This is a genomic window from Bilophila sp. 4_1_30, assembly GCF_000224655.1.
Classification (GTDB): domain Bacteria; phylum Desulfobacterota; class Desulfovibrionia; order Desulfovibrionales; family Desulfovibrionaceae; genus Bilophila; species Bilophila wadsworthia.
Genome location: NZ_JH114231.1, coordinates 646,586 through 659,082 on the forward strand (window position 1 = coordinate 646,586; position 12,497 = coordinate 659,082).

Genomic DNA, 12,497 nt, shown 5'->3' on the forward strand with positions numbered 1-12,497 from the left:
TTCTCGTTCGTACCCTGATAGCCGCGCTTCTTGGCGATGCCGTACGCGGTGATGCACATAAGGCTCGTCAGCACGAAACCGGGGATGAAGCCCGCCATGAACAACCCGGCGATGGACGTATTCGCCACGACGCCGTAAATGATCATCGGGTTGCTCGGCGGGATCAGGATGCCGAGCGTGCCGCCCGTGGCGGAGACTGCCGCCGCGTCGTCCTTACGGTATCCGGCGGCGATCATGCCGGGGATCATGATACTACCGATGGCGGCCGTGGTGGCGGGGCCGGAGCCGCTGAGCGCCGCGAAGATCATGCAGGCAAGGATGGTCACCATGGCGAGGCCGCCGCGGATGTTGCCCACCGCCTTCTTAGCGACTTCAATGATTTCACCGGTGATCCCGGCGGGCTCCATGAGAAACCCGGCCATCACGAAACCGATGGTGGCGATGAGCGGGAACTGGTCCATGCCGGTGTACAGATTCTGAGGGATGAACTCCATCGGGAACGGCATCCCGATCATCGAGATGATGGAGGCCAGACCGATTACCCCAAACAGGGGCAAGCCAAGCAGCATGAAGACGACGAAGGATATGACGAGCAACATGGGTTAGTCCTCCCGGCTTTCGAACTCAAGCGTATTGTTCCGGATATCGCGATACAAGCCCTGAAGCGTCCGAAAGATGGTGAGGGCCATGCTGATCGGAATGATGAGATACGCGTACATGACGTTGATCTCGAGGGCGGCGGAAACCTGCTTGAACCGGACCATATTCTCAAGCATACCAAGGCCGTAATAGAAAACCAGGGCGCAGAATACGGTGAACGTGAGCTCGGAAACGACGTACAGGACCCTGACCAGCTGCGGGAAGCGCTTCTTCAGCACATCCATGAACATGAGGATGCGCAGCTGCTCCTTGTGCTTCACGGCGATGGCGACGCCGATATAGGACGACCACACGAACAGATAGCGGCACAGCTCCTCCATCCACGAGAACGACTTGCCGAGCAGGAAGCGCGAGAACACTTCCATGCCGAGCAACAGGACGAGCAAAGCCAACATGACGGAAACGACAAACTCTTCAGCCCAATCATCGAGCCAGCGCAATATTCCTGACATGACTTCTCCAATAAACGGATTCCGTTTGAAGAATGTGGGGAAGGCACCGTCTTCGGATCACTGGAAGGAGGGTACGGGAGAAGACTCCGGGCGCAATCCGGGATTCCCGGCAAGCATCCCTGCCCTGCCATGACGAAAGATGGCATGGAGGAGAAAATGCCGCAGGATACCCGCCGCAATCCTTTCGGACCGGGTCCGCTCCTTCAATAACCGAAGCGCGGGAAACAGAGACGGATCAGGAAAAGCACAGGCCGGACGGGGGAGCGAGAGGAAGGGGCAGCATTCCTCTGATGTCCGAGAGGTGGGGTACGAGGAGGGACTCGGAAAAACGCGTCCGCAGAACCTTCGTACACAGAGGGAAGAGAAGCAGAAGAAAAACGACAAGCCGCATATTCGGCAACTTGTTGGGTACGGCCTCAGTTGCGGACAGGACAGCCTTGCCTTCTCCAATGAGCTGTTCGGCGGCTTCCTGATGCATGGGGAAGAAACTGGACGTATCACGAATCATGAAGTTCGTGATGCTGATGTCAGGAATGGTGATCTGCTTCGCCTGAATCATCCACGGGCCGTACAGAAGCATCAGCAACAGCAAGATGCCCCAGCACCCGAAGATAAAAAAGCGAATGTATCGCAATACCTGACTCTGCATACGATCTCTTCCCTTTGATTTGAATCCAATCTATAGCCTGCTGTTTTTTCTGTCAATATAATTGTGATTTAAAGAACACTTTCTTTTCCATTTTCCATCGAAAAACAACAACCCCGTGCCATCCATAACGTATTTCCCCTTACTCCCCCGATGCCGTCCATCTGCGGCAATGCGCTATCCTCCTCTTTCCAAAGACGTTCTAAAAATTCTCTGCCATCACCAAGGGCCTCTGAAGAGTTCCGCTACAATGTCGACAAAGGAAAAAAACTGCCTCCGCATTCTTTTTTCCAACGAAAAACGCCGGGGAAAGCTCCCCGGCGTCCTTCATTGCTTCCGCAGGGCCATGCCTAGAACAGCACTCCGCCCAACAGGATAGTCACAACCGCAATCGCTATCCACGACAGCAGGATAATCAAGGGGGCCGTCTTCCAGATGCTTCCCGAATCAGACCACTCATTGCCGTGCAGGAGCGCGGCGCTGGCGCTGGCGGCGGGCGTCAGGAAAGCAAGGTGGACGCCCATGACGACCATGATGAGGGGCAGTTCGGGGGCCGCTTTCATGCTCGAACAGTAACTGAAGATGACGGGCATGAGGGCCACGCCGACGGCGCCGTTGTTCATGACCTGCGTGAGCGCGGTGGCCACAAAGCCGATGAACAGCGCGAACACGACTGGAGAACTGCCGCCGAAAATCGGCTCGACGATCATCATGAGGAAGTTCGTGATCCCGCTCTCCTGCGCGGCCATGGCCCCGGAAAGCGGCTGTACCACGGCGAGCAGGAGGATGATGCCCCACGCGACGCCGGAGTCGATCATGGCCTTGAACTTCAGCAAAGGCTTGCCGTCCACCTTGAGGAAACACATCACGGTGACGAGGAACACGCAGATCCCCGTGTTGCCGATGGACTTCAGGAACCTGGAAATAAACAGGTCGGCGGGCAGGAAGTTCGGGAGCAGCAGCAGGGCGACCAGCGCGAAGAGGAAACAGAGGATGAGCTTCTGCACCTTGCTCAGCTTGAGCGCGCCGTCGGTGTCCAGCTTGCTCGCGTCCAGCTTCTTGAGCTTTTCCATATCCGGCTTGAACACGTACTTGCCGAGAGCGATAAACAGGAGCGAGCACAGCACACAAGAACAGGCCGCGATGAGCATGTACTTGGCGTAGTCGATCCCCACGCCGGACATGGTCTCGTAGGCGCTGAACACGGTGAGGGCGGCCTGCTTGAAGGGGATCAGGGACATGCCCACCTGCGACGCGAAGACGATGCCGAACACCATCATGGTCGGATAGCCGTCCCCCTTCTTGTAGCCGCATACGTCACAGATCCCGTACAGAATGCTCCAGCCGATGATGGCGGCGGGCGAAGCGCTGGTCAGCCCGCCGAGGATGAACATGGAGGCCAGAAACGTGAAGGTGAATACCCACGGCCTGCCCGCAACGAACTTCCGGGTGATGAACCACAAGGAGATGAACCGCGACAGCCCGTAATGGTTGATGGTCGCGCAGAACACGAAGATGAAGAACATCATCACCACAATGGGATCGCCGAAGCTGCGGTTGAGCAGCACCACAGGCTTCATGCCGCCCACCAGCATGAGCGCGAGCAATCCGGCCATGCTCGGCCAGACGATATCGATAAAGATCCAGCCGTACAGCAGGCCGAGGAAAATCCCGATCAGCCTCATGCCGAGCGCCGTCAACGGCTCGACAGGCGGCAGTTGACCAAAGCCGAACATGATCAACAGGCAAAGAAAAGAATGCACATAATACATGGCATCGCCTCTTGCCGTCATCTGAGCATTCGCGGACATGGCGTCATCCTTCTTTCGATTCGGTTACATTCGATTCTGGAGAAACGGAAGCGGGAACCTCTCGGCGCACCGGTTTTCTCATGGAGAGGAGGCATCATCCTCGCTCGACACGGTTCTCCGGCACGCCTCACTTTTCCCGTGGGACAGGGGCTTCCCCATGAGGAAAGCCCCCGCGTCCTCACACCTGCATCCGCAACGGGAACGAGAAGCCGATGGCCCCGCAGGGGCAGCTGGTACGGCAGTTGGCGCAATGCCAGCATTCGTCCCCAAAGGCCACTTCCGGACGATCCCGCTCCTCAAGATGTTTCAGCTCAAGCACATAGCCGGGGCAATCGTCCACGCAGGTCCCGCACCCCTTGCAGTGCCCGCAGTGCATACAGCGCGCGGCTTCGGCCTGCGCCTGTTCCTGCGTGTAGCCTTCGTTGATCTCCCGGAAGGACAGCCCTTCCCGGATGCTCTGACGCTGCGGTTCGGCCCGCTCGTACTGCGCCACCCCGTAGATTTCCTCAAAGGGCACCACATAGGGGGGCTGAGCCCCGGCGAGACGGTCGCGCGCCTCGATCCGGCCTTCTTCATTGATGATATAGACTCTGGAGTTTTCCCCGGTCAGGTAGGCATGGACGCCGAAAGCGGCCCTGCGCCCTGCTCCGACGGCCCCTGCGATGGACGACGGCCCCGAAGCCACGTCGCCAGCGGCAAATACCCCCTCAAGCGACGTCTTCTGGGCGGCGTCCGCCACAATCCACTGGCGCGGAGTACACTCCGGCACTTCACCCTCAAAGAAACCGAGGTCCGTCTTCATGCCCACGGCGAAAATCACGGTGTCGCAGGCAAGGACATGTTCCCCGCCGGGAACCGGGATGAGCGACAAGCGGCCCTGTTCGTCGAAACGGCATTCCTGCACATCGAAATAGTCCACGCCGGAGACGCGATCGCCATCCTTGCGGATGCCGGACATCGTACAGCTGTTATGGACATGGACACCTTCCCGGCGGGCCTGTTCCAGATCCTCTTCCGGGGCGCGCATGGCGCCTTCCGCCTCAAGGCACAGCACATGCACATCGGCCGCGCCGAGGCGCCGGGCCGTGAACGCACAGTCGAAGGCCACCCCGCCGCCGCCCATGATCACGACCGTCCTGCCCACGTCGGGACGCTGGCCGAGCGCGGCCTTACGCAGGAAATCCACGGCTTTCAGGCCGCATTCCGCGTTGGGTATGGGCAAGGCGTTCTCTTTGGGCGTGCCGGTGGCGACGACAACGGCATCCGAAGAAGCACGCAGTTCCGCGAAAGAAATGTCCTTGCCCACGGTGACGTTGACACAGGCGCGGACACCCGTTTCCAGTATCCAGCCGATCTCGCGGTCCACCACGTCGCGGGGCAGACGGAAATCCGGGACGGCGTAGCGGGGGATCCCCCCAAGCACGGGGCCGGATTCGTACACGGTCACATCATGCCCGAGGAGGGACAGGAAATAGGCCGCCGTCATCCCGGCGGGACCGCCGCCCACCACGGCGACATGCTTGCCCATTTCCGGCGCGCGGGTGAAAGGTTCGATGCCCTTGGGGGCGTGATCGTAGGCGGCGCGTTCCAGCGCCCGCGTATTCACGCAGCCTTCCAGACGATCCCGGTTGCACTTCGTCTGACAGAAATGGGGGCACACCCGCCCGGTCACGCCGGGGAACGGGTTTCTGGCGCGCAGATAGCGCAACGCTTCACCAAAGCGCCCCTTTTCCACAAGGGACTGCATCTTCTGGATCGGGTTTCCCGCAGGACAGGACGCCTCGCAGGGAGACGTGCGGAACTGGTCCTTGAGGCTGTCGCCCATGACGATGGGCTGTTCGATTTCTCGGCTATATCTCGGGGGCATAGAAAACTCCTTGGCGCTCAGGGCGCATTCGACGACATCCGCGCATCGGCCTCCCCTGCGGGAGACGGCGCGCCATGAACCTTACAGAAGCGGGGCCTTGCCCCACTGATAGACCGGGCCATTCTCGCCGCGCATCAGCAGGAGCGGCTTCGCCATCTCGGGGTTGATCTCGGGATAATCGGTCAGGCGGTAGACGCAGCGCCCCGACTCCTTGCGCTCCATAGTGGCCTGAATGGCCAGCTCGCATATGGTGAGCACATCCTTCGCCTCGTGGCAGCGCATGAGATCGCGCAGCGTATCGGCGTGCAGTCGGGAAGCCTGATCGGACAGGAAGCGGATCTTTTCCAGCGCGCGGGCCATGCCGGTCATGGAGCGGCGGAATCCCATGTAATAATTCATGACATTGCGGGCGGCCTCTTCCAGTTCCTTATAGGAAAGCGTCTCCTCGTTTCCGAGAGGCGCGAAAATTTCGTCACGCACGCGGGCGGCCAGAGCCTCGTCCACCACGCCAGCCGCGGACATGCCGGACGCCTTCAATGCAGCCTGCCTGCCCGCCTCGAACCCGCCGCACATCGCGCCGGAACAGTAGAGGAAGATGCTGCCACAGAACAGGCCTGGCACGGACGTCTCAAACTGGTCGTTCACGGCGATGGTCCCGCCGAAGATCAGTTCGCCGATTTCCACTTCGAGGAGCTTGTGCTGGAAGTCGGTGCCGGTGCATTCCGCCCAGTCGCCGAACGTGGCCTTGTCGCCGGGCATCAGGATGTCCTGCAGCTCGCGCACTACGGCTTCGTCCACATGCCGCATATCCATATAGAAAGGCGGGCCGGACCCTTCGAGCTGTTCCTGGAAGGTGCCCTGAATCTGGTTGTTGCGCACGCCGTTTTCCCACATGGGGTCGTACTTGCCCATGAAGCGCTCGCCGAGGGCGTTGATCTCGTGCGCGCCGGAGCTGTTGATCCCGTTCATGCCCGGACAGCCGTAGCCCTTGGGCAGCATGGTCGCGCGCTGGTAGGTATCCAGCTCCGTCACGGCTGCCCCGGCGTCGTAGCCGAGCACCACGCCCGCGCTGGTGTTGTAGGGATACATCCACACGTTGTAAGGGTTGTGGGTGGAGTTGTCGGTGCCGCGCGTAGCGGAGCGGCCCTGCGCCGACACAACCGTCTTCGCACGGATGATGTAGAATTCGCCGGTGCTCACGTTCCAGCCGAGCGCACCGCAGGCCTTGCCGCCGTCCGTGAGGATCTTGACCGCCATCACGCGGTCGAGCACATCCACCCCGCTCTCCCGGACGATCCGCGCCATCACGCGCTTGATGGTCATGCCGTTGGCGATGTGCACCCACCACGTCCCCGGCTGCCCGAAGCCCTGCGTGCGGTGGTAGCGGCCGTCCGGCGTCCTGCCGAACTCAACGCCCGCCGCCTCCAGCTTCTCAAGCATGGGCTTCATGTGGGCGTACCAGCCGTTGCGCAGCATGGCTGGGGTCCAGCCGTTCAAAGGCTTGGCGTAGAACTTGATCAGATCCTCGGCGGCATCGTGCGCGACGCCTTCCTCATCGAGGACCGCCATATAGTGGTCATTCCCGCCGCCGATGCAGCCGGAGCTTTCCAACTTGCCCTTGTCCATGAGGAGGACGCGCAACCCCTGCTCGCGCGCGCCGAGAGCCGCGCCGCAGCCGGACGCGCCGGAGCCGATGACGAGCACGTCCGTTTCGATGAGCGTACCGAGAGGATGAGTTGAGGTATTCATGGTTCCTTCCTGTTGTGAGGTTCGCTACGGGGGGCGGGCCACGCCGTGGATCGGCGGCATCCCACGCCTCTTTTTGTGAAAAAAACATCATCAAAAACACTTGTATTGTCAAATCAAAAAAAAACACTTATCGTTTGAAAAAATCATACAGTGAGGCTGCCATGATTGAAGAGCTGAATGGTGATTTCCTCCAATGGCTACGCGGATTTTACTACGTTGCCCAGACTGGGAGCATCCGTCGGGCCGCCCAGATGATGAACAGGAACCCTTCGACCATCAGCTATCAGATCCGGTCACTGGAAGAGGAACTCAACACCGTCCTCTTTGATCGCTACAAGAAAAGCCTCCGGATCACTCCAGAGGGTAAAAAACTTTTTGAATGGACTGTTTACACATTTGAAACGTTGCGCGGACTCCGTTCAGAGGTCGGAACGCTGAGCGGAAAACTGCAAGGGACGGTCACGTTTTCCAGCAATTTGCCCTTTGCCGCACAAATTGTCGGGATCATCTCCGGATTTCGGGAGCGGCACCCCGACGTCAACATCCGCATCAGGCGCGCCCTGACCTACGAAGTGGTCGACGACGTGGAAAGCTCCAAGGTGGACTTCGGCCTCACCGGAGTTACGGTTCTTCCCGATCACAGCGAACTGGAAGAACTTTTTCAAGCGCGTCCCCTGCTCATCGTCCACCGGGACAACACCTATCACCTTCCCAAGAAGCCGAAACTCAGCGATTTGGAACGCCTGCCCTTTGTTTCGTTCCTCTCGGAACGAATGGACGACAGCGGCGATCCCTACTTTGAGAACATGGACGCAACCCTTTTCGTCAAAAACACCGTGCTCAGCGTCAACAACTACCACCTGATGCTGCGTTACGTCCTCCACGGCGTAGGGGCGGCGATCATGGATGAAATGTGCCTCAAGGCCAGCTCCTACGGGACGGACTGGCGGCCTCTCGTCAGCTATCCGCTGGACGAATTCCTCCCCACAGTCCGCTACGGCATCCTTGTCCGCAAACGCAAACACCTGAGCCCGCAAGCCAAAGGGCTCATCGAAAATATCCGTGAAGAGCTGGCAAAAACGAACCTGCCCGCGTAATCCCGTTCCTCTTCCCTTCTATCCGCACACAAAAAAAGAGCCCCGAACATACTCCGGGACTCTTTTTTAGAAAACAGATACCCCTTGAAACCACAGAGAACTATTGAGGAAGGGGAAACCTTCTCCCTGCCGGGACGAACTCCCTCCGCGCCGCCTCCCCATCAGTCGAAAGTCTTGGGAAAGGTGGGGGGGTCCGGGGGGAGGAAAACCCTTCTCCAGAAGGGTTTTCCTCCCCCGGTTCCTCAAAATCTTACTGAGCCGGGCGGGGATGCTTCAAGGCCGCCTGCGCGGCGGCGAGACGGGCGATGGGGATGCGGTACGGCGAGCAGCTTACCAAGTCCAAACCGATTTCGTGGCAGAACTCAACGGAACTGGGGTCGCCGCCGTGTTCGCCGCAAATACCGATCATCAGATCCGGCCGTGTGTTACGGCCTTCCTCCACCGCAATCCGCATCAGACGGCCCACGCCCTCGCGGTCGAGCACGGCAAAGGGGTTATCCTTCAGGATATGCTGGTGAATATAGGCCGGGAGGAACTTGCCCTCGGCGTCGTCACGGCTGAACCCGAAACACGTCTGCGTGAGGTCGTTGGTTCCGAAGCTGAAGAACTCCGCCGACTCCGCGATTTCCCCAGCCAGCAGGGCCGCGCGCGGCAGTTCGATCATGCTCCCGCACAGGTAGGTGAAGGAAACGCGGTGCAGCTCCATGCACTCCCTGGCGATCCGGTCGCACCGCTCCTTCAGGATCTCCATCTCCGCCTTGCTGATGGTCAGCGGAATCTCGATTTCCGGCAACACGGTGTACCCGTCCCGCGTCAGGCGGGACGCCGCGTTGAAGATGGCGTGCATCTGCATCTCGTAGACTTCGGGATAGGTGATCCCAAGGCGGCATCCGCGATGCCCCATCATGGGGTTGGTCTCGTGCAGCTTGACCACCTGCGCGAGAAGGCGCTCCTTCTCTTCCAGAAGCTGCGGATTGTCCTTGCGTATCCGAAGCTCGGTCGTCTCGACCAGCAGCTTTTCCAAGCTCGGCAGGAATTCATGCAACGGCGGGTCCAGCAGCCGGATGCACACTGGCAAATCGTGCATTGCCTTGAGGATGCTGTAAAAATCGTTCTCCTGCATGATCCTGAGCGGCAAGAGCGCGCCCATGCGCTCCTCGGTGGTCGTCGCCAAAATCATCCTCTGGACGTAGGGAAGCCGTTCCTGCGCCATAAACATGTGCTCGGTACGGGTCAGGCCGATGCCCTGCGCACCGAACTTGCGGGACTTTTCCGCGTCTTCCGGCGTGTCCGCGTTGGCCCGGACCTGTAACGTCCGCACCTCGTCAGCCCATTCCAGAATCGTCTGGTATTCCTTGGAAAGTTCCGGGTCCTTCAACGGCACGGCCCCCAGAATGACCTGCCCCGTGGTCCCGTCGATGGAAATAAGCTCACCCTTCCTGACGACTGTCGAACCGACCGTGAACAGCTGTTGCTCATAATCGACCTTGACGGCCTCGCAGCCGCACACGCACGGCTTGCCCATGCCCCGGGTCACGACCGCCGCATGGCTGGTCATGCCGCCCCTGCTGGTCAGGATACCCTGCGCCTGCACGATGCCGTGGATGTCGTCCGGCGTCGTCTCCACACGCACCAGAATCACCTTGGAGCCGATACGCCCCAAATGCTCGGCCTCGTTGGCGTCGAACACCACGGAGCCGAACGCCGCGCCCGGAGAGGCCGCCAACCCGGCGGCAAGCACCGTGAGGTCCGCAGAACTATCGATCTGTCGGTGCAGCACGTGGGCCAGATGCTCCGGATCGATGCGCAACAAAGCTTCCTTCTTGTTGATCAGCCCCTCGCCCACCATGTCGTGCGCGATCTTGAGGGCCGCCTGCGCCGTGCGCTTGCCGTTCCGGGTCTGGAGGATATACAGCTTGCCGCGCTCAATGGTCAGCTCGATGTCCTGCATGTCCCGGTAATGTTGCTCAAGCTTCTCGGCAATGGAGCGGAACTGTTCGAAAATCTCCGGCATATCCTCGCCGAGTTCGGCGATGGGCCGGGGGGTGCGCACGCCCGCCACCACGTCCTCGCCCTGCGCGTTGATCAGATATTCTCCGTACAGCTTCCTCTCGCCGGTGGATGGGTTGCGCGAGAAGGCCACGCCGCTGCCCGAGTCCTCACCCATGTTGCCGAAGACCATCGACTGGATATTGACGGCGGTCCCCAGATTGTGGTCGATCTTGTTCAGATTGCGGTAGACGATGGCCCGGTGGTTGTTCCACGAGCGGAACACCGCCTCAATGGACAGAAAAAGCTGCCGCGTCACGTCTTCCGGAAAATCTTCTTCGATTTCCTGCCGATACAGCGCCTTGCTCTTATCGATGACGGCAAGCAGCGACTCGACGCTGAGCTCCTGATCCTGCGTGACGCCTTGCGCGGCCTTCTGCTCCTGCAGGATATGCTCGAACTTGTCCTTGGGGATTTCCATGACCACATCCGAGAACATCTGGATAAACCGCCGGTAGGTGTCGCAGGCGAACCACATATTTCCGGTATGCCTGGCCAGCGCCTTGAACGTGGCGGCGTTGAGGCCGAGGTTCAGGATGGTGTCCATCATGCCGGGCATGGAGAAGACCGCACCGGAACGGACCGAGAGCAGCAAGGGATCATCCTCGTCCCCGAAGCGCTTGCCCGCCTCCTCCTCAATGGCCTTCAGGTTCCGTGTGACCTCTTCGACGAGCCCTTCAGGCAACATCTTGCCGTTGTTGTAATACTCCCGGCAGGCGTCCGTCGTGATCGTCATGCCGCAGGGAACCGGCAGGCCGATGTTCGTCATTTCCGCAAGGTTGGCCCCCTTGCCGCCCAAAAGCTCCTTCATCCGCGCATTGCCTTCATGAAACAGATACACGTACCGCATGGGCGCTCTCCTCATTGATGAAGACGACAGGTTTTTTCTTTTTGTATACGAAACGCGGCGCATTCGGTCAACATCACTTCGAAAAAAAACGGAAACGTGCACCATCCATTCCCGTCAGGCCTATTTCCGGCGGCCTTTCCGCAGCCATCACGAGATACGATGCGTATCATGCCCCGACGGAATCCGCTTTTATACATACCGTGAAACCCGCTCCGAGCACTATGAGAAAGAATACAGCCGTATGTTCCATGCACATAAAAACGGCCTTGCCTTCATTTCTCCGAGAAGATGCTGCCCGGGCATATTGACACCATACGAGGATTATTGCAGGTCATCCCGTGACACTAAGGGACGCATGGAAAGGGCGGCGGGCCTCGGCCGTTTCCGTGCAACGACACTTACGCAGCCAGGCGAGGCAATGTGAACATCGTCGATCTGGGCGTGATGCCCTACAGCGAAGCGCTGGCCGTTCAGCTCGAATGCCATGAGCGCGTACGGCAAGGCGAAGAAGATACGTTATTTCTGGTGGAGCACCCGCCCGTGATCACCTTCGGACGTCACGGCGGCGAGGAGAACCTGCTCCTCGACCGGGCGGAACTGGAGGCACGCGGCGTCGAAACCGTCAAGACAGAGCGCGGCGGCAACATCACCTGCCATTTTCCGGGCCAGCTCGTAGCCTATCCCGTGTTCCGCGTCGGCAAGCGCACGAACGGGCTGCACGGTTTCGTCCGCACGCTGGAAGAAATCGTCATCCGCACCGCCGCCGCGTTCGGGGTCGAGGCCGCCCGCTGGGAAGGCCGCCCCGGCGTATGGATCGGCAACCGCAAGCTGTGCTCGCTCGGCATGTGCGTGCGCCACTGGGTGTCCTTCCACGGCTTCGCGCTCAACGTGGGGAACGATCTTTCCCTTTTCAGCGCCATTACCCTGTGCGGCCTCCACGATGCCGAGGCCACATCCCTGTCCCGCGAGTGCGGCGACGATTCCCTTTCCATGCAGGAGGTCAAAGATGTCTGCACCCGAGAATTCCAAACCCTCTTTGCGGATCCCCCCGTGGCTCCGTGTTAAGCTGCCCTGCAGCCACACCTTTTCCGATACCCGCGCCCTCGTGGAAGGGCTTGATCTGCACACGGTCTGCCACAGCGCCAAGTGTCCGAACATGTTCGAATGCTTCTCGCGCAAGACCGCCACGTTCCTCATCCTCGGCAACACCTGCACCCGCAACTGCGCCTTCTGCAACATCGGCGGCGGCATCATCCTCGCCCCCGATCCCGAAGAGCCCGCCCGCGTGGGCAAGGCAGCGGCGGCCCTCGGCCTGC

9 protein-coding genes and 1 pseudogene are annotated in these 12,497 nt (G+C 60.0%); 3 read left to right on the forward strand and 7 right to left on the reverse strand.

Annotated elements, in window-relative coordinates:
* The 6 genes from HMPREF0178_RS03060 to HMPREF0178_RS03085 all read right to left on the reverse strand — a co-directional run.
* The coding region (locus HMPREF0178_RS03060; protein WP_009378964.1) for a TRAP transporter large permease subunit at positions 1–599 on the reverse strand (599 nt) is incomplete at its 3' end.
* A 3-nt stretch (positions 600–602) separates the two neighbouring features.
* Positions 603–1,112, reverse strand: a complete 510-nt coding sequence (locus tag HMPREF0178_RS03065; RefSeq protein ID WP_009378965.1) for a TRAP transporter small permease — start codon at positions 1,110–1,112, stop codon at positions 603–605.
* A 235-nt stretch (positions 1,113–1,347) separates the two neighbouring features.
* The gene (locus HMPREF0178_RS03070) at positions 1,348–1,761 is read right to left on the reverse strand and encodes a hypothetical protein (protein WP_005026399.1); all 414 of its coding nucleotides are present in this window, start codon (positions 1,759–1,761) and stop codon (positions 1,348–1,350) included.
* Positions 1,762–2,108: 347 nt separating this feature from the next.
* Positions 2,109–3,569 carry an SLC13 family permease gene (locus HMPREF0178_RS03075; protein WP_009378966.1) on the reverse strand — a complete coding sequence of 487 codons (1,461 nt, stop codon included), beginning with the start codon at positions 3,567–3,569 and terminating at the stop codon, positions 2,109–2,111.
* Between the two features lie 178 nt (positions 3,570–3,747).
* Positions 3,748–5,436, reverse strand: a complete 1,689-nt coding sequence (locus HMPREF0178_RS03080; RefSeq protein ID WP_009378967.1) for an FAD-dependent oxidoreductase — start codon at positions 5,434–5,436, stop codon at positions 3,748–3,750.
* Between the two features lie 81 nt (positions 5,437–5,517).
* A complete protein-coding gene (locus HMPREF0178_RS03085) occupies positions 5,518–7,185 on the reverse strand; it encodes an FAD-binding protein (protein ID WP_009378968.1) in 1,668 nt (555 codons plus the stop codon).
* Positions 7,186–7,346: 161 nt separating this feature from the next.
* On the opposite strand from HMPREF0178_RS03085, the gene HMPREF0178_RS03090 reads away from it, so the two are divergent.
* Positions 7,347–8,282 carry a LysR family transcriptional regulator gene (locus tag HMPREF0178_RS03090; RefSeq protein WP_009378969.1) on the forward strand — a complete coding sequence of 312 codons (936 nt, stop codon included), beginning with the start codon at positions 7,347–7,349 and terminating at the stop codon, positions 8,280–8,282.
* A gap of 250 nt (positions 8,283–8,532) precedes the next feature.
* Here the strand turns inward: HMPREF0178_RS03090 and ppdK are convergent, their stop codons facing one another.
* Positions 8,533–11,181: a pyruvate, phosphate dikinase gene (ppdK, locus tag HMPREF0178_RS03095; RefSeq protein WP_009378970.1), complete on the reverse strand. Its 2,649-nt coding sequence runs from the start codon at positions 11,179–11,181 to the stop codon at positions 8,533–8,535.
* A 420-nt stretch (positions 11,182–11,601) separates the two neighbouring features.
* Here ppdK and lipB point away from each other — a divergent pair, with 420 nt between their 5' ends.
* Both lipB and HMPREF0178_RS03105 read left to right on the forward strand, forming a co-directional pair.
* Entirely contained in the window at positions 11,602–12,246 is a 645-nt protein-coding gene (gene lipB, locus HMPREF0178_RS03100; RefSeq protein ID WP_009378971.1) for a lipoyl(octanoyl) transferase LipB, read from the forward strand.
* Positions 12,188–12,497: pseudogene (locus tag HMPREF0178_RS03105) on the forward strand (lipoyl synthase); the annotation flags it as partial. The gene lipB and the pseudogene HMPREF0178_RS03105, both read left to right, overlap by 59 nt.

Excerpts from the sequence above, each read along its gene's own strand:
- HMPREF0178_RS03080 (WP_009378967.1), bottom strand. The coding sequence starts at position 5,436 with ATGCCCCCGAGATATAGCCGAGAAATCGAACAGCCCATCGTCATGGGC.
- HMPREF0178_RS03085 (WP_009378968.1), bottom strand. The coding sequence starts at position 7,185 with ATGAATACCTCAACTCATCCTCTCGGTACGCTCATCGAAACGGACGTG.
- ppdK (WP_009378970.1), bottom strand. The coding sequence starts at position 11,181 with ATGCGGTACGTGTATCTGTTTCATGAAGGCAATGCGCGGATGAAGGAG.
- HMPREF0178_RS03070 (WP_005026399.1), bottom strand. The coding sequence starts at position 1,761 with ATGCAGAGTCAGGTATTGCGATACATTCGCTTTTTTATCTTCGGGTGC.
- HMPREF0178_RS03075 (WP_009378966.1), bottom strand. The coding sequence starts at position 3,569 with ATGTCCGCGAATGCTCAGATGACGGCAAGAGGCGATGCCATGTATTAT.
- HMPREF0178_RS03065 (WP_009378965.1), bottom strand. The coding sequence starts at position 1,112 with ATGTCAGGAATATTGCGCTGGCTCGATGATTGGGCTGAAGAGTTTGTC.
- HMPREF0178_RS03090 (WP_009378969.1), top strand. The coding sequence starts at position 7,347 with ATGATTGAAGAGCTGAATGGTGATTTCCTCCAATGGCTACGCGGATTT.